Below are 16,494 nucleotides of genomic sequence, written 5' to 3' on the forward strand. Positions count from 1 at the left end.
CCGGAGGGCAGCAAGCATCGGGCAGGCAGACCCCGGTCAACCTGTCGAGGGTGGCTTCCCTTCTTCGGCGTGTTCAGCCGCCTCCGCGTCCTCGTCCTCGGAGGCAGGGGTGTCGGATTGCGCTTCGTCGAAGGCAGCTTCGAGCGCCAGCGCCGTGACATTGGTGCCGATAGCGGCATAGCTGCCCTGCTCGTCAGTAGACAATGCGGGGCGGCGTGTCATCCGCCAACCGGCGTAAACCGTCACCAATACCAGCAATGCCCCCATGTAGATCCAATACCCGTCCGGGCCGACCACCCCCATCAGCCAACCGGTAATGAGCGGGCCACCAAGCGAGCCGACACCATAGATGAACAGCAGCCCGGCCGAGGCCGAGGCCATGTCCGACTGATCGAGGTAATCATTCGTATAGGCCAGTAGCATCGCATGGATCGGATGCGCCACGCCGCCCAGCACGGCCCCTGCAAGCGCCAGCCCGAATGTGCCGGGCTGGGCCACCACCACGAACAATGTCGTCAACGCCCCGATCGCGGCCAGCAACAAGACCAGCTTGCGTCGGTCGAAGCGATCCGAAACCCAACCGAGCGGGTATTGCAGCACCAGTCCCCCTGTATAGATCGCCGCCACGAAGAAGGAAATCTGGGCAACCGACAGCCCGATCTCGGCCCCCCAGACCGAGGACATCCCTGACAGAGCGGCAAACACGCCGCCCATCAGGAAGACACCCACGCAGCCCAATGGAGAAGCTAGGTAAAGCTCTCGGAAAGACATTCGCTTGATCGTTTCGAATGACGGGGCGGGACGTGCTGAGAGAAGGATCGGCGTGAAGGCGAGAGAGACCAGGACCGAGGGGATGGCGAAAAGCAGGAAGCCCGCCGGATCGCCCACATTCAGCAAGGCCTGCGCCGAGACGATCCCCAGAAGCTGCACGACCATATAGGCCGCCAGCGTCTTGCCGCGGTTTTCATTGGTCGACGCCTCGTTCAGCCAGCTTTCCGCCGTCACATAGACGCCGCAGAAGCAGAAGCCGATCAGGAAGCGCAGGATCGTCCAGGAAATCCAGTTCGGCCCGATGGCAAACAGCACCAGCACCGCCGATATCATCGAACCAAGCGCCGCGAAGACACGGACATGGCCGACATTCTGGATGATTCCGGGCACCGTCAGACTGCCAAGCAGGAAGCCGCCGTAATATCCGGCCATGACCACCGACATCTGGAAGGTCGCGATATTCTCGATTCCGCCACGGATACCCAGCAAGGTGCCGTGCATCCCGTTGCCGACCATCAGCAACAGGACCCCAAGCAACAACGGCCATGTGCTGCGCATTACCGAACTCATATCGAAACCCGTCCCTCGTTGTCTTGTGCCGGAAGAATCAAGCGTCCTGCCCTAATCGCGAACAGGGGCGCATTCCAGCACGGATTCAACTTCAGGGTAACAGAAGTGACGCATCTCCATAACTGAAGAATCGATATTCCCGGGTGACGGCATGGGAATAAATACGTTGAATTTTATCCATTCCCATAAGCGCCGAGACCAGCATGAGCAGGGTCGATTTCGGCAGGTGGAAATTGGTCATCAGCCCATCGCTCACCCTGAAGTGATAACCGGGATAGATGAAGATCTCGGTCGTGGCGGCAAAGGGTCGAACTCGCCCCTCTTCCGTCGCCGCCGATTCGATCAGCCGCAGCGCGGTCGTGCCGACCGGAATGACCCGGCGTCCCTGCTTTTTCGCGGCGTTGATGCTGGCCGCGGCAGCCTCGCTCACCTCGCCCCATTCGGCATGCATCTTGTGGGTGGCCACGTCCTCGACCTTGACCGGCAGGAATGTGCCCGCGCCGACATGCAGGGTGACATGGACGAATTCGATCCCGCGTGCCTCCAGCGCCTCCAGCAGGGGGGCATCGAAATGCAGGCTGGCCGTCGGCGCGGCGACGGCGCCCTGACGATGGGCCCAGACAGTCTGATAGTCCTGACGGTCCTGTTCGTCGGGCGGGCGCAGCGAGGCGATATAGGGCGGCAATGGCATCGCCCCGACCTCCGTCAGTGCCGCATCGAAGGCATCACCCTCGGCATCGAAGCGCAGGCGCAACCCGCCATCCGCGATCTCGACGATCTCGGCGGACAGGGCTTCGCCAAAACGGATCACCTCGCCCTCGCGCAGCTTGCGCAGCGGCTTGGCCAGCGCCTGCCAGCCGTCCGCGGCGGGTTCCAGAAGCGTCACCTCGATCTTTGCCACCGCATCGCCCTGCCCCGTCTGCCTTGTGCGGGTTCCGGTCAGGCGCGCCGGGATGACCTTTGTGTCATTCAGCACCAGAAGGTCGCCGGGGCGCAGAATCTGCGGCAGATCATGGACATGCCGGTCCGCGATCCCATCTGCTTCGGCCAAAAGCAGGCGTGCGGAACTGCGCGGCCGCGCGGGGCGTGTTGCGATAAGTTCCTCGGGCAGGTCGAAATCGAAATCGGAGAGCTTCATGAAGCGCTTTTGCGCCGGTCAGCACCCCCGGTCAAGTTGACTGTATATCAAATTGCAAGAGATTTCACCGCCATAAAGACAAAGTGAAAAACTCGGCCTTTACATGACCGACAATTTTGGTAGGAGTTTCGCTACAGGAGCTTGCCCATGATTGTCTGCCACTGCACGCAAATCTCGGATCACGACATCCGCGCCGCCATCGACTGGATGCGTGCAGCCGATCCGCAGACGATCATCACACCGGGCAAGGTCTATCACGCCCTTGGGAAACGTGCAGATTGTGGCAGTTGCATGCCGCTGTTTCTGGACACCATGCGTCACTGCGATAGTCTGGGTGTAGCCCCGCCGATTTTGCGGGCAAAAACAGGCAGCATGGAGGGCTCCCCAAATGAAGGGCGACGCAAAGGTCATAGAATATCTCAACGCCGCACTGCGGTCTGAATTGACGGCGGTCAGCCAGTACTGGCTGCATTATCGCCTGCAAGAAGACTGGGGCTACGGGCGGATCGCGAACAAGTCGCGCGCTGAATCGATCGAGGAGATGCATCATGCCGACCGGCTGATCCAGCGAATCATCTTTCTCGAAGGACACCCGAATCTGCAAAAGCTCGACCCGCTGCGGATCGGCCAGAATCTCAAGGAAACACTTGAATCGGATATAGCTGGCGAACATGACGCGCGCACGCTCTATATCGAGGCACGCGATCATTGCGAGAAGGTTGGAGATTACGTCAGCAAGCAGCTCTTCGAGGACCTGATTTCCGACGAGGAAGGCCATATCGACTTCCTCGAGACCCAGATCGAGCTTTACGGCACGATCGGCGCCGAGAAATATGGCCAGCTCAACGCAAAACCCGCGGATGAGGCGGAATAAGGCGCGGCCCTGACGGCTCTGATTTCGTTGAGGGTGCGCTACGACTTGTGGCGCACCCCTTATCCTTGCCGGAAATGGGCGACCGACGATCACCCCGAAACGAAGCGGCACCCTTTCTGAGCGGCCAGCTTGGCCAGCACCGCCTCGCGCGCATGAGCAGCTTTGAGCGCGTCCTGACCATTCATGTAATTGCCGACCGCCGCGGGCCAGAATAGAATAGCCGCCGCAACATTTTGCGCGGACATGCCGGTGCCTTTCTGTGCTTCCTTCTTCAACCGGTCGAAGCGCTATAGTTCCTTCTCAGAAAACTGATCCACGAGTTTGTGATGCCGCTCAGCGTTGACAAAACCGGCATCCTTACGCAGCGTCAACCATGGTCAGATTGAACTCCCTGGCCAGCTCCGCGCAGTGATGTTTTTTTCACTGCGCGGGGGCATGGGTCGGGCAAGGTTTGCGTCTGCCGGTTATTGCGCCGGGTTTGCTGCGGCGGAAGAACTTTCGCCAGTAGGGTGCTCGTAACCGAAATCGCTCATATCCGTGATCGAACGATCATTCTCGATCCAATCGGCGCGCTCCACGTCGCTTGCCGGAAGCTGAAACCAGCCAGTCCAAGCGTATAGGATACCGATCAAGGGAGACATCCAGCACGCGAAGGACAACGGAATATAGAGCAGGTTCTGAAGGTCTCCCTGTGCGACACCCAACCCCAACGCACTGATGACGAAGGCACCGCCCGCATTCCACGGGATCATCGGGGACATCAATGTTCCACCTTCTTCTATCGAACGGCTCAGGTTGAGCGTCGATTTACCCATACCCCGATAGACGGGCGCATACATGCGGCCCGGCAGCGCGATGGACAGATACGGATCACCAGCCACCAGGTTGGTTGCAAACGAAGTGCCCGTTGCCGCCGTTTGTATCCCGGCAAAACTATGAACCTTGGCGATGATCGCACTGATGATGGCCTGCAAACATCCGGTCCGCTCAAGCGCACCGCCGAACCCAAGCGCAATCAGGATCAGCGAGATCGTCCACATCATCGACTGGATGCCACCGCGATTGAGCAGGCTGTCGACCTCGCTGACGCCGGTGTCGATGGAATAACCGCTGTTCGAGTACTGGAATACCTCGTGCAGGGTCGCTCCCTGAGCCAATACAGCGGTCAGGCCACCCACGATGACACCGAAGAACAGCGTCGGGATTGGTGGCTTCTTCATCACCGCCAGAACGATCACCAGCAACGCGGGGATCAGCAGCAAGGGCGAGATCATGAAATTGGTTTCGAGAGCCGAGGTGATCGCCTCGATGCGCTCAAAGGAGGTGCTGCTGCCGTCAACGACACTGAAACCCGCCCAAATATAGATTGCCAGTGCAATGAGCATTGCCGGAACCGTCGTGGGCATCATGTTGCGAATGTGATCGAACACATTCTGTGCAGTCACCGCCGGTGCAAGGTTGGTGGTGTCCGAGAGCGGTGAAATCTTGTCACCGAAGAACGCCCCCGAAACCACGGCGCCCGCTGTCCAATAAGCAGGAACATCGAAGCCCGCACCGATCCCCATCAATGCAAGACCGACTGTGCCGACCGTGCCCCAGGAGGTTCCGAGCGAAACCGACACGACCGCGCACATGATCATGGCCGCGGCCAGGAAAATCTTGGGAGACAGGATCGTCAGGCCGTAATAGATCAGCGATGGCACTGTTCCACTCGCGATCCAGACGCCGATAATCATGCCAACCACGATCAATACCGAGACCGATGGCAGCGAGACATTGATTACATGAAATACGCCGCGCTCCAGCCCCGGCCAGTGATGGCCAAGGTAAATCCCGATGGCTCCGGTGATCGCGAGGCCGATTGCCAATGGAATATGCGGTGTGAAATCGCCAAAATAGAAAAGCTGCAGCCCGAGCAACATGAGCGTCAGGACCACAGGCGTCAGCGCAAGCAACAAACCGGGTTGCCGCGGCGGGGTATCACTGTCCGACATTATATTTCCCCTCTTTCTAGATAAATGTTTGTGTTCTTCAGATAGCTATCGGGCCCCTCGACAATACTCGAACACTGCGAAAGCATTGAAGTGTCAGGTATTTGCATCAGTATCCGCAGGATATTTTGTCACGCGGGCCAGATTGGCAGCCGCCATATGGCCCGAATGCGGGGCACCGAACTGATTGCGTTCATCCTCCTTGTCTCCTCTCCTCATCACGCTATCGGCACCATACCCGAGGCACAAGGATGAAGGATTTCTACGCGGCAAAGAAGGTGAGGGAAATTAGGGAACGCATCCGCGCACTGGATTACGATATCCATGGCATGCATGCCGTGACGATCGAACCAGCGGCGCCTGAATATCGTGATGAAATGATTGCCTTAATCACCGGCCACAAGACAAGCATCATGATCGCGAAACATGCGGAACCAAGCCGTCAGCGGTTACGCGCGAAAGAGGCGCAGGATCGCCGGGGAACAAAACAGGACTAGAACGAGAATGTTGCGAAACGTGTCGAGAAACTGAAAGGCAAGGAAATGAAAAGCCAGCAAGATGGCTGTTAAATGGTGCCCGGAGGCGGATTCGAACCACCGACACGCGGATTTTCAATCGTCCATCCGATCTTACCAAGCCATTGCAGGGAAACGCAAATCATCCGAAATGCGCTGCATTGGCTACGTCTTGGGGTTTCATTATGCCCTCAGATCGGCCCAAGCCATTCCATCCTATTGACCGCGCCTGAAACCCGCATGAAACCCGTTGCCATCAAGAGGCCAGAATGCCAGATGGCCAGAGCTGCTACTGGCAAGGTGTCGCGAATTGGACAGCCGTAGCAGCTTCGGCGCATGGTGACATGACTGGTCGTGATCGCTCGGAACGCTCGCAGAACTCATTCGCAAGGCCATTTTAAAGCACGTTGCGACCGCTTCCGCAAAGGGCGGAAAATAAGCATCTGCTTGGCCAATAAACTGCCGTCCAGCAAAGGATGAATCAGAAATCAAACCTTGTGGACCCCCCAAACGATTCAACGGGAACTGGAACCGCTTTAGGCGGATTTCTTGACGTTCTGCGCAAGCTTCGCATCAACCACGGAGACGATTTCGTCGATATCTGCGGAGGGCATATCCACGGCCTCACCCAGCTTCTGCACGATCTTGTCGACCCGTTCGATTTCCGTCGCCCCCTCGTAAACGGCACGCGCCGCCGAAGAAGGTTTCAGCAGCCCTTCCGCTGCCTTCGCATATTTATCGAATGGCACCTGATCCGCGGAATCGGCTCCCAGTTTGCGTGCGACAGCATCAACATGGCCATAGATGGCCCGCGATTTCTCGGCATCCGCATGCACGGCTTCACGGATGGCCCGCGCGTCACCGGGCGTGATGCAACGATAGTTGCCTGTCAGCAGCATCGACCATTTCGCCAGCGGCACGAAGAGCGAATCGAAGACCCTCAGCTTCACCGGCACGTCCTTGCCGTCGAGCGTTACTCCGGCAATGTCGTCCTCCATCTGGCGCAACATCCGGTTATGGGCGTCATCCGCGAAAGCAGCCGCCTTGAAATTCGTTGGCAGGCCGACATGCAATATGTTGGCCCCCTCATCGGGCGGCCGGAAGGCCTGCGGATCGGGGCTACAAAGACTCATAAGTCCCGGTTCAAAGCCATCCCAAACCCGCGGTGCGGAATAGGCTTCCTCCAGCATCGCATGGTCGATCCCCTTGATCCGACGAAGGAACGGCAAGGGCGGCATGTTCATGATCGATAGGCACGGACGTCCAGAACGTGCGATATCGGTCATTAGCGGCCTCACTCCGGGAGCCCCATATTGCGGCTCCTGCATAGCCAGTGCGATCATGTCATATTCTGTCGGCGTGACCTGATCCGGCGTGACAGCACCGACTCGGCCGGGCAAATCCACCGACCGGATCGCACGATGTGCGTCTTCACCTCGTAGCTGGATTCGAACTTCCGTGCCATTCTCGTTGATGAGATTCGCTGTGGCCGAGCGGCATACCAGATCTACCTCATGGCCCGCTATCGCCAGTTTTGTACCCAATAGCGAACCATAGGAAGCTCCAAGTATTAATATTCTATACGCCATACGGCCCTCACTCTTCTCTGCTTTCTTCCATTAAGGACGGCATTCGCGCGATCCCTTATTCACGAGCGCTCGGCTACGGTACACCACAGAGTACAAAAATTACGAATTATGCATCCATTGCGCCACATTGTTATCAAAGGATGTCAAGGGATGGTCAAGTGCACATGCAGAAAACTCCCCATGTTGTCGTAGTAGCCGTTGCTACTAGCAACCTACCGAGCAATGAACGGCCATGACAGCTTCGGCACATGGTGACATGACCTGCGGACGCCATGTACGAGCCTCCACAACTCGATCACGGACGACCACCGTTCCACATGCGATGAGCGGCAAACGCGGAATGGTGGACTTCGCGGCAATTCGATTCCATTCTATGCTTCATATTTGTCGCGAGTTGATTACCGGGAGCTTAATTCATGAATGCCCCATTCAAGCAGGCCGAGCGCTTGGGCCGTCTCACCACCGCGTTAGGCAAGGATATATTGGTCCTTCTGCGTTTCGAGGGCACGGAATATCTGAACGATCTTTTCGAGTTCCGGGTCGATGCGCTCGCCACGCGTGACGATCTGGATTTCGACAAGCTGTTGGGCACCCATGCAACCGTCGAGATCGAGGCGCATGACGAGATGCGGCCCTTCGACGGGATCGTGACGCAGGCGCGCTGGAACGGTGCGGGAGAGAACGGGCATCGCTACAGTCTCACATTGCGCCCCTGGTTCTGGCTGGCCGGAAAGCGGCGCAACCAGAGGATTTTCCACGACAAGTCAGTGGACCAGATTGTCCGGGAAGTGCTTGCGGATTACGGCCATCTCGGTGATCCGGCCCTGGAGATCAAGCTCGCCAATGAATATCCGAAGCATGAATATGTCGTGCAGTACGGGGAGAGCGATCTCGATTTCATCCGTCGCCAGCTCGAGCGGCACGGGATCAGCTTCCATTTCCGGCATGCGATGGGCAGTCACAGCATGGTGCTGACCGATGACGAGCTGAACCATCCACTCATTGGAGAGCGCCCCTTCAAGCCCGCCGATCGTCATCACAATTACGATCAGGAGCATTTCTGGGAATGGTCGCCCGAACGGAACATCACCACCGGCGCGATCAAGCTGACCGATTACAATTTCAAGCATCCGGACATGTCGATGGAGGCGGCCCGCACTGGCGATGCCATCTATCCGGAAGGCCGGATCGAAGCCTTCGATTATCCCGGCGATTTCCTGCGCGCCAGCGAAGTTCAGGCCGGAGAAGACACCTCCAGTGAACGCCTTGGCAAGGATGTCGCGCGTATGCGTACGCAACAGGAACGCGGCGCCGATCACCGAAACCGGGCCGTGGGCGATTGCGTGAGCCTGTCGGCGGGGCTACGCGTCAAGCTGGGTGGCGACAAGGTGCCCGGTCATGGCGAGACTTATCTTTGCCTCTCGGCGACCCACAGTTTCGTCAGCGAGGCCTATGGTTCGGGCGGGCAGGAAAGCGACGGCTACAGTTACTCCGGCGCATATACGCTCATGCCTGACACGGCGCCGATGGTGCCGCCAAAGCGTACGCCGCAGACGCGCATCCATGGCCCGCAGACCGCGATGGTCGTGGGCGAAAGCGAGATCGATTGCGACGAATATGGCCGCATCCTCGTGCAGTTCCATTGGGATCTGAAGAACGCCTACTCGATGCGCTGCCGGGTCAGTCAGAACTGGTCAGGCAACGGCTGGGGCGGGATGGTAATCCCACGGATCGGCATGGAGGTGGTGGTCGAATTCCTCGAAGGTGATCCGGACAAGCCATTGGTGACGGGCTGTGTCTATAACGGCAAGAACAAAGTGCCGTACGAGTTGCCGCGACATAAGACGCGCTCGACCTTCAGGACGGATACACATCAAGGTGACGGGTTTAATGAACTGCGTTTCGAGGATGAAAAAGACAAAGAAGAAATCTTCGTTCACGCCCAAAAGGATAGAAACGAAAAAACAAACAACAATCACACCGAGCGAATTGATAATAACTGGGTACAGTCGGTAGGTAATCACAAGGTGATTGAAGTAGATGGGAACCACGATGAAACTGTGCACGGCAATGTTTATTTACATGTCGGACCAAGTGGAATCGGCCGCACTCTGAATGACGCTTATCGTAAGTTTGTGGAAGGGATATCCGATATTGCCGCGAAGTTGCCTATACCAGGGGTTAAGCAGCTAGGGCGAGGAGTCTACTCTCTCGTCGCAGACCAAGCTATCAATGAGGCAACCGCTGGTGTAAAATCACAATTTATCGGAGTCACAAAAACTGTCAATGTTGGAAGCACTATTACGGAGCAAGCAGGGCATTCTTATCAAATAGTTTCAGGCTCCCATGTGTCGATTGATTCTGGTGACGTCATGGCGTTTACTTCCAATGGAGAATTTCAGGCACGTGTCGGAAAAACCGAACTCCGAATGACCTCAGACGGCTTTATAAGATTGAGTGGAGACACTCTCTATCTGGATTTCTCAAATGGAATAGAAATACTTGGCGGCAACGAAATTTCAGCGAAGGCCTCAAAAATAAACCTGAACTAATCTTTGAAGCGTAGTCATGAAAAAAATTGCAACGTATGCCCTTCTTGTTTTATTGGCCTTATCGGCTTACGCTGGTGTGCGCTTATGGATAGGAAGTCAAGGTGATGTGCTTGTATCAACGCAAGGCCATATTTCCTGTTCTCAAACAGAATACTCTAAATATACCGACATAATGCTAGAGGCAGGAGAGATGACAATCTCCAAGCAGCCGTCATCTGGCGATCGAGAGCAACAGCTTACGTTGATTAACTCATTTGAAAGCTTGAAACTGCCGCGAAATAAGACAGCAGTTACGGTCGGCCACTTTCCAACTGGAAAAATATACACAAACATATGTAAAAATGAAAAATGCAGCCTTGAAGAAATAGCCACGCCTGAACAAGAATGCCTAACGGAACATTGGAATGACTGCCCCTATGTTGCGATCAAATTTCGCGAAAATAATTACTGTCTACTAGAAGTAGAACGAGAAAAATAATGTCGGAAAACAGCTTTCCTTACGGAAACAACCCCATGAATCCGGAAGCCTGGGTTGGACGCTCCAATACAAAATCACTTCGGTGGTTGGTTTCTTATGACGGCAGCCTCTCCTTAGCTTGTGGATATCACAGTTTTATATTTCTTGGCTTGGATAGCCTGGCAATTGGCATTGCGAATATTTATAGCTGCGGCCTTTCTTTGAGCCTGCCAATTGGAAAGATATTCAAGGCGGTTGGAGGAACTGCTAGAGATGCACTGACTATTGAGAAATTCAGCGAACAGGTTGGAAATGCAAAAAAGGTTACTGACGCCACCAGAATGGAGGTAGAGCAGAACCAGACAGGTAGCGGCATAGAATTATATGAACGCATGGGACAATCCATTCCCCAGCTTATTCGTGCAGACATCCCCTTTTCTTTTGATGACTTGGCAGGCATGCCAGGCGCTATTGCTGGAGCAGAGATAGAGATGTCCGGCGCTGCTTCAATCTATTTCATAGAAGGATATGAAGGGTTGATCGGAGATAAAATATTTGGACCATCTCAAATCGCGAACACTGGAGATGGCCTCGTAGGAGCTGGTATTGGCATTTCAGCGGGAGTGTGGAGCGTAGAAACTCCACGCAACCTCTATCTGGAGCTTGGGGCAGCGGCGAATTTGCGTTGCCAGATTGAAGGTCAGTCTCCGAGTTATGATCAACCATATAGAGAAATCTTGAATCTCCATCCGTATTTAGCGGCGCTACCACCGATTGGGTGTTCGCTTTCGGAGACTGGCTTCAATCCCATGAGAATGCTGCCATGACTCAAAACGACAAAAATCGAAGATCGGATGATGCTGACGCTTACACAAACACACCTGCATTAAAAGGTGCTGTTTTGTCCGAAAGCGGGAAAAGTCTGCCGGATTTGTGGCGAATTGTTCACGCCAATGCCAGTATAGCGGTACGTTTCACGATGAATTCTAACGAGCGCCGCAAAGAATCTATCAATAAGATGCTTAGTGAGGCAGAAACTACACTAATGCGTGAATTACAATCCGTACCTGCTGAATCGTGGGGAAGATTGTGCGAAGCGTCCGGATGGACCCAGATTGGAGCGTCGTTTCTATCCTGGTGCTCGGAGGCAACTGAGCAGAAAATTTGGTATGGATGGGAAAAAGCCTGTACTTCTTTATCACCGGACCCGGTATTTCTGATTGCAGCACGGTTGAATAATCCAAAATTTTTACTTTCGGAGAGAAGATTGTCGTCCGCTCTCACGGATGAACACATTAATTATATTCAATTATGTGTGTCTATAGCTGCGCGTCCAGGTAGCATCAAAATGGATTGCTCTTTGGAGCAACTGAACAGTCTACCAGATGCTTTTCTGAAATTTTTATCTCACCCCAAAATCGGTCTCATGCAACCCGAAGCTGAACAGCGGTCAAAATAGCCATGCCCCCTTCCACCCGCCTAGGCGATATCGGCTCCGGCCACGATTGCCACTTTCCACCAACCCCCAGCACCGAGGCCTCTCCCGATGTGAATATCGATGGCGTTCCTGCCGTGCGGCAAGGCGATGCTTATGCGCCTCATGGCTGCCCGTCATGCCCTGCCCCCTCGCATCCGCGCGAACTCGCGGGTGGGTCCGGCTCGGTCTTCATCAACGGTAAGCCTGCTGGTCGGGTCGGAGATTCCATCTCCTGTGGTGGCGCGGCCGATGCAGGATCATCAACTGTTTTCGTCGGGGATTAACAGAGATTTAGCGGACAGTTGCTCGCCGGATGCCAAGTCATTCAAATGCGATAACTCATGCGGACACAATCGAATTTTTGTCCGTCGTCAGAACATTATGCGCAGATGGTTGCGTAAATTAGCGGAGTATAGGCCTCGTCATTGGGTTAATGTTACGCGGCGAGCTTGCGGTGTTGCAAGCGCCGGTGTTGGATGGTCTTTCGCTTGATCCTTTCGCGTTGTTTGATGATGGTGTCGGCCTTGTCAAAGTAGGCGTCGGCGGGTGTTACGTTGTTCAGGCTCTCATGGTATCGCCGGTGATTGTAGTGTTCGACGAAGGCCTCGATTTGGGCTTCGAGATCGCCCGGCAGGAAGTAGTTTTCCAGCAAGATGCGATTTTTGAGTGTCTGGTGCCAGCGCTCGATCTTGCCTTGGGTCTGGGGATGCAATGGAGCGCCACGCACATGGCTCATGCCTTGCGCCTCGATCCATTCAGCCAGTTCGCCGGCGATATAGCTCGGACCATTATCGCTGAGTAGCCGAGGCTTGTGGCGCACATGGGCCTGATCACAGCCTGAAGCACAGAGCGCCAGTTCCAGCGTATCGGTCACATCCTCGGCACGCATGGTGGTGCAGAGTTTCCAGGCGATGATGTAGCGCGAGTAATCGTCGAGCACGGTCGACAGATACACCCAGCCCCAACCGATGATCTTGAAATAGGTGAAATCGGTTTGCCACATCTCGTTGGGGCGGCTGGTCTTGCGTTTGAACTCATCAGCCGCCTTGATCACCACGAAGGCTGGGCTGGTGATGAGGTCATGTGCCTTGAGCAGGCGATAGACCGTGGCTTCCGATACAAAGTAGCGCTTTTCGTCGGTGAACCGCACTGCCAACTCTCGGGGGGACAGCTCGGACTGCTCCAGCGCCATCTCGATGATCTGGTCATGGATCGCAGTGGGGATTCGGTTCCAGACCCGGCCTGGCGCGGATGGACGGTCCTCCAGCGCTTCAGGGCCGCCTGCCAGATATAGATCATACCAGCGGTAAAAGGTTCGGCGTGCGATGCCCAACTGCTCCAGCGTGCGCTTTGTCGGCAGGTGGGATTGCTCGACGATCCGGATAATCTCGAGCTTCTCAGCTGCGGGATACCTCATTCGTCGACCTCCCCATCCGCGATCATGCTTTTTTTAAGCAGCCGGTTTTCCAGCGTCAGATCGGCGACGCATTCCTTCAGGTCATGTGCCTCACGGCGCAAGCCCTTCACCTCGTCGGTGGTTGCTGCCCGGACCGTGTCACCAGCCAGCCGACGCTTGCCGTTCGGCGTGGCCTCGAACCGGTGGCGGCTCACGCCTCACTCCATGAACTCCTTGGACCATGTGTAATACAGGCTTTGGGCGATCCCTTCGCGGCGGCATAGCTCCGCAATGCTGTCATCGCCACGTAAGCCTTCCAGCACGATCCGGATCTTGTCCTCCGCCGAGAAGTGGCGCCGCGTCTTGCGGCGGATATCTTTCACCACCTGTTCGGCGGGGGCTTTGGAGGGTGATTTCGATTTTGAGGATTTGGGTCTCATCTGCGTTCCTTCGTCACTCCGACGAGACCCAAATCCTCCTTAAATCACAACCTCAAATCTGTGCCATGGGTGCTGACGGCCAACAGCCGCTGAGACCTCAATTCGACTTTCTCAAAGGGATATGCCGGGGACGCAGTCACCCGCCTGTGCGGCGGAATTTTCACGAAACAAGTCGTGGCAACTAGCATCGTCAGGCAGCCCCCATCACGCGAATGGTCGCTGAGGTGGCCAGTCCCCAAGCGATGGCAAACTGGCACTCTGGCATTCTGATGTAAGAGCGATACGCGGATTATTTGTTAGTCTGCGCATGAAAGAGCGCCCCAATTTTCGGATTCCGCGCCATGACCTTATATCTTGGCGTTTCGCAGGCCGCATGTTTCGGGTTTCATTCGGGTTACAAGACCAATCTTTTGGAGGTCCCAGAGCACCTACATCGAGTTGCAAACCGGCAAGGCCCCGACACGCTCGATGTGCTCCCAGATCAGCCTGCGCTCTACATAGGCTACCCACGCCTTCACCAATCGCCGCTCGTACTCGAAATCCGTCACCGGGTGAACACGAACGGATAAGTCGGAAACATCGGGACCAAAAGTCCGATGATAAGTTCGACCGCCAGCGTGCGTGCTGATCCCGTCGCGCGCAGCCCGGTTGAAAGTACGTAGCCGTTTCCTCAATCCTCCGCGCCCATCGGTCAACCCAATATAGATAACGTCTGTTGGCCGTCAGCACCCATGGCACAGATTTGAGGTTGTGATTTAAGGAGGATTTGGGTCTCGTCGGAGTGACGAAGGAACGCAGATGAGACCCAAATCCTCAAAATCGAAATCACCCTCCAAAGCCCCCGCCGAACAGGTGGTGAAAGATATCCGCCGCAAGACGCGGCGCCACTTCTCGGCGGAGGACAAGATCCGGATCGTGCTGGAAGGCTTACGTGGCGATGACAGCATTGCGGAGCTATGCCGCCGCGAAGGGATCGCCCAAAGCCTGTATTACACATGGTCCAAGGAGTTCATGGAGTGAGGCGTGAGCCGCCACCGGTTCGAGGCCACGCCGAACGGCAAGCGTCGGCTGGCTGGTGACACGGTCCGGGCAGCAACCACCGACGAGGTGAAGGGCTTGCGCCGTGAGGCACATGACCTGAAGGAATGCGTCGCCGATCTGACGCTGGAAAACCGGCTGCTTAAAAAAAGCATGATCGCGGATGGGGAGGTCGACGAATGAGGTATCCCGCAGCTGAGAAGCTCGAGATTATCCGGATCGTCGAGCAATCCCACCTGCCGACAAAGCGCACGCTGGAGCAGTTGGGCATCGCACGCCGAACCTTTTACCGCTGGTATGATCTATATCTGGCAGGCGGCCCTGAAGCGCTGGAGGACCGTCCATCCGCGCCAGGCCGGGTCTGGAACCGAATCCCCACTGCGATCCATGACCAGATCATCGAGATGGCGCTGGAGCAGTCCGAGCTGTCCCCCCGAGAGTTGGCAGTGCGGTTCACCGACGAAAAGCGCTACTTTGTATCGGAAGCCACGGTCTATCGCCTGCTCAAGGCACATGACCTCATCACCAGCCCAGCCTTCGTGGTGATCAAGGCGGCTGATGAGTTCAAACGCAAGACCAGCCGCCCCAACGAGATGTGGCAAACCGATTTCACCTATTTCAAGATCATCGGTTGGGGCTGGGTGTATCTGTCGACCGTGCTCGACGATTACTCGCGCTACATCATCGCCTGGAAACTCTGCACCACCATGCGTGCCGAGGATGTGACCGATACGCTGGAACTGGCGCTCTGTGCTTCAGGCTGTGATCAGGCCCATGTGCGCCACAAGCCTCGGCTACTCAGCGATAATGGTCCGAGCTATATCGCCGGCGAACTGGCTGAATGGATCGAGGCGCAAGGCATGAGCCATGTGCGTGGCGCTCCATTGCATCCCCAGACCCAAGGCAAGATCGAGCGCTGGCACCAGACACTCAAAAATCGCATCTTGCTGGAAAACTACTTCCTGCCGGGCGATCTCGAAGCCCAAATCGAGGCCTTCGTCGAACACTACAATCACCGGCGATACCATGAGAGCCTGAACAACGTAACACCCGCCGACGCCTACTTTGACAAGGCCGACACCATCATCAAACAACGCGAAAGGATCAAGCGAAAGACCATCCAACACCGGCGCTTGCAACACCGCAAGCTCGCCGCGTAACATTAACCCAATGACGAGGCCTATACTCCGCTAATTTACGCAACCATCTGCGCATAATGTTCTGACGACGGACAGAATCATCGTTGGTCGCCATAAATAGACTCGGAACAGGAATTCCTAAAAATACTGATTCGATCAGTGCAGATTCTCTGTCAGCTTTCCAGACAAAACGCCGCTGATAGTCTGGAGCGACCCTTATTTGGCCCTCGGCAACCATATCCAGAAGTTGCTTTGCAGTGATGTCATAGGTGTCAAACGCAACCGTTCTTCGTTGCTGTTTTAACTCCGCAGATATTTTTGTCGCATCCATTCGGCACCGAGTGAGTAGAAGAAGGTTGTTGTTATAGTTGACAGCCTAGTTCCATTCACGCTGGACGGCAAGTTGACTGCTTTGACTTGCCAGCTTGAGTATAGGGTGGTTGAACAGCCCGCCCGAACTGCCTCCCATGGTCCATACTGCCAAGAAGCGCGAAGCATATGATACTCCATACGGTCTTTAAGGTGTCCGCTACTTGCGTTGCATATG

General features: G+C 55.7%; 14 protein-coding genes and 2 pseudogenes. 9 read left to right on the plus strand and 7 right to left on the minus strand.

All coding sequences use genetic code 11. The features are described from left to right. Positions 1–36: 36 nt before the first annotated feature. Positions 37–1,341, minus strand: a complete 1,305-nt coding sequence (locus JHX88_RS14215; protein ID WP_076523706.1) for an MFS transporter — start codon at positions 1,339–1,341, stop codon at positions 37–39. 91 nt (positions 1,342–1,432) lie between these two features. After that, positions 1,433–2,479, minus strand: a complete 1,047-nt coding sequence (gene queA, locus JHX88_RS14220; RefSeq protein ID WP_076523708.1) for a tRNA preQ1(34) S-adenosylmethionine ribosyltransferase-isomerase QueA — start codon at positions 2,477–2,479, stop codon at positions 1,433–1,435. Positions 2,480–2,626: 147 nt separating this feature from the next. Between queA and JHX88_RS14225 the strand changes: the two genes are divergently transcribed. Further along, a complete protein-coding gene (locus JHX88_RS14225; RefSeq protein WP_076523710.1) occupies positions 2,627–2,920 on the plus strand; it encodes a (2Fe-2S)-binding protein in 294 nt (97 codons plus the stop codon). Then, positions 2,868–3,353 (plus strand): bacterioferritin, encoded by a 486-nt coding sequence (gene bfr, locus JHX88_RS14230; protein ID WP_076523712.1) that lies wholly within the window; start codon positions 2,868–2,870, stop codon positions 3,351–3,353. Before JHX88_RS14225 ends, bfr begins: the two co-directional genes overlap by 53 nt. A gap of 89 nt (positions 3,354–3,442) precedes the next feature. Here the strand turns inward: bfr and JHX88_RS14235 are convergent, their stop codons facing one another. Together JHX88_RS14235 and nhaC are read right to left on the minus strand one after the other, a co-directional pair. After that, entirely contained in the window at positions 3,443–3,598 is a 156-nt protein-coding gene (locus tag JHX88_RS14235; protein ID WP_176011399.1) for a hypothetical protein, read from the minus strand. 219 nt (positions 3,599–3,817) lie between these two features. After that, positions 3,818–5,347 carry a Na+/H+ antiporter NhaC gene (nhaC, locus tag JHX88_RS14240; protein WP_076523716.1) on the minus strand — a complete coding sequence of 510 codons (1,530 nt, stop codon included), beginning with the start codon at positions 5,345–5,347 and terminating at the stop codon, positions 3,818–3,820. A 248-nt stretch (positions 5,348–5,595) separates the two neighbouring features. On the opposite strand from nhaC, the gene JHX88_RS14245 reads away from it, so the two are divergent. Continuing rightward, positions 5,596–5,841: a hypothetical protein gene (locus JHX88_RS14245; RefSeq protein ID WP_076523718.1), complete on the plus strand. Its 246-nt coding sequence runs from the start codon at positions 5,596–5,598 to the stop codon at positions 5,839–5,841. A 554-nt stretch (positions 5,842–6,395) separates the two neighbouring features. Here the strand turns inward: JHX88_RS14245 and JHX88_RS14250 are convergent. Further along, positions 6,396–7,145: a hypothetical protein gene (locus JHX88_RS14250; RefSeq protein WP_272848037.1), complete on the minus strand. Its 750-nt coding sequence runs from the start codon at positions 7,143–7,145 to the stop codon at positions 6,396–6,398. 719 nt (positions 7,146–7,864) lie between these two features. Between JHX88_RS14250 and JHX88_RS14255 the strand changes: the two genes are divergently transcribed. Genes JHX88_RS14255 through JHX88_RS14275 form a run of 5 tightly spaced genes read left to right on the plus strand, consistent with a single transcriptional unit; the run spans position 7,865 to position 12,218 of the window. Then, positions 7,865–10,000: a type VI secretion system Vgr family protein gene (locus JHX88_RS14255; RefSeq protein WP_076523722.1), complete on the plus strand. Its 2,136-nt coding sequence runs from the start codon at positions 7,865–7,867 to the stop codon at positions 9,998–10,000. Positions 10,001–10,016: 16 nt separating this feature from the next. After that, the gene (locus JHX88_RS14260) at positions 10,017–10,478 is read left to right on the plus strand and encodes a hypothetical protein (protein ID WP_141225756.1); all 462 of its coding nucleotides are present in this window, start codon (positions 10,017–10,019) and stop codon (positions 10,476–10,478) included. Next, positions 10,478–11,284: a hypothetical protein gene (locus JHX88_RS14265; RefSeq protein WP_141225757.1), complete on the plus strand. Its 807-nt coding sequence runs from the start codon at positions 10,478–10,480 to the stop codon at positions 11,282–11,284. Before JHX88_RS14260 ends, JHX88_RS14265 begins: the two co-directional genes overlap by 1 nt. Further along, positions 11,281–11,916 (plus strand): hypothetical protein, encoded by a 636-nt coding sequence (locus JHX88_RS14270; RefSeq protein WP_141225758.1) that lies wholly within the window; start codon positions 11,281–11,283, stop codon positions 11,914–11,916. The genes JHX88_RS14265 and JHX88_RS14270 overlap by 4 nt, the downstream gene beginning before the upstream one ends. 2 nt (positions 11,917–11,918) lie before the next feature. Next, positions 11,919–12,218 carry a PAAR domain-containing protein gene (locus JHX88_RS14275; protein WP_076523726.1) on the plus strand — a complete coding sequence of 100 codons (300 nt, stop codon included), beginning with the start codon at positions 11,919–11,921 and terminating at the stop codon, positions 12,216–12,218. 152 nt (positions 12,219–12,370) lie between these two features. Here JHX88_RS14275 and JHX88_RS14280 read toward each other — a convergent pair. Beyond that, a pseudogene (locus tag JHX88_RS14280) lies at positions 12,371–13,770 on the minus strand (IS3 family transposase). 798 nt (positions 13,771–14,568) lie between these two features. On the opposite strand from JHX88_RS14280, the pseudogene JHX88_RS14285 reads away from it, so the two are divergent. Beyond that, positions 14,569–15,968: pseudogene (locus JHX88_RS14285) on the plus strand (IS3 family transposase). Here JHX88_RS14285 and JHX88_RS22345 read toward each other — a convergent pair. Further along, entirely contained in the window at positions 15,913–16,278 is a 366-nt protein-coding gene (locus JHX88_RS22345) for a DUF262 domain-containing protein (RefSeq protein ID WP_419182342.1), read from the minus strand. The pseudogene JHX88_RS14285 and the gene JHX88_RS22345 overlap by 56 nt on opposite strands. Between the last annotated feature and the right edge of the window lie 216 nt (positions 16,279–16,494).

This window comes from Paracoccus saliphilus, from assembly GCF_028553805.1.
GTDB classification, from domain to species: Bacteria; Pseudomonadota; Alphaproteobacteria; order Rhodobacterales; family Rhodobacteraceae; genus Paracoccus; species Paracoccus saliphilus.

Excerpts from the sequence above, each read along its gene's own strand:
- JHX88_RS14215 (WP_076523706.1), bottom strand. The coding sequence starts at position 1,341 with ATGAGTTCGGTAATGCGCAGCACATGGCCGTTGTTGCTTGGGGTCCTG.
- queA (WP_076523708.1), bottom strand. The coding sequence starts at position 2,479 with ATGAAGCTCTCCGATTTCGATTTCGACCTGCCCGAGGAACTTATCGCA.
- JHX88_RS14225 (WP_076523710.1), top strand. The coding sequence starts at position 2,627 with ATGATTGTCTGCCACTGCACGCAAATCTCGGATCACGACATCCGCGCC.
- bfr (WP_076523712.1), top strand. The coding sequence starts at position 2,868 with ATGAAGGGCGACGCAAAGGTCATAGAATATCTCAACGCCGCACTGCGG.
- JHX88_RS14235 (WP_176011399.1), bottom strand. The coding sequence starts at position 3,598 with ATGTCCGCGCAAAATGTTGCGGCGGCTATTCTATTCTGGCCCGCGGCG.
- nhaC (WP_076523716.1), bottom strand. The coding sequence starts at position 5,347 with ATGTCGGACAGTGATACCCCGCCGCGGCAACCCGGTTTGTTGCTTGCG.
- JHX88_RS14245 (WP_076523718.1), top strand. The coding sequence starts at position 5,596 with ATGAAGGATTTCTACGCGGCAAAGAAGGTGAGGGAAATTAGGGAACGC.
- JHX88_RS14250 (WP_272848037.1), bottom strand. The coding sequence starts at position 7,145 with ATGACCGATATCGCACGTTCTGGACGTCCGTGCCTATCGATCATGAAC.
- JHX88_RS14255 (WP_076523722.1), top strand. The coding sequence starts at position 7,865 with ATGAATGCCCCATTCAAGCAGGCCGAGCGCTTGGGCCGTCTCACCACC.
- JHX88_RS14260 (WP_141225756.1), top strand. The coding sequence starts at position 10,017 with ATGAAAAAAATTGCAACGTATGCCCTTCTTGTTTTATTGGCCTTATCG.
- JHX88_RS14265 (WP_141225757.1), top strand. The coding sequence starts at position 10,478 with ATGTCGGAAAACAGCTTTCCTTACGGAAACAACCCCATGAATCCGGAA.
- JHX88_RS14270 (WP_141225758.1), top strand. The coding sequence starts at position 11,281 with ATGACTCAAAACGACAAAAATCGAAGATCGGATGATGCTGACGCTTAC.
- JHX88_RS14275 (WP_076523726.1), top strand. The coding sequence starts at position 11,919 with ATGCCCCCTTCCACCCGCCTAGGCGATATCGGCTCCGGCCACGATTGC.
- JHX88_RS22345 (WP_419182342.1), bottom strand. The coding sequence starts at position 16,278 with ATGGATGCGACAAAAATATCTGCGGAGTTAAAACAGCAACGAAGAACG.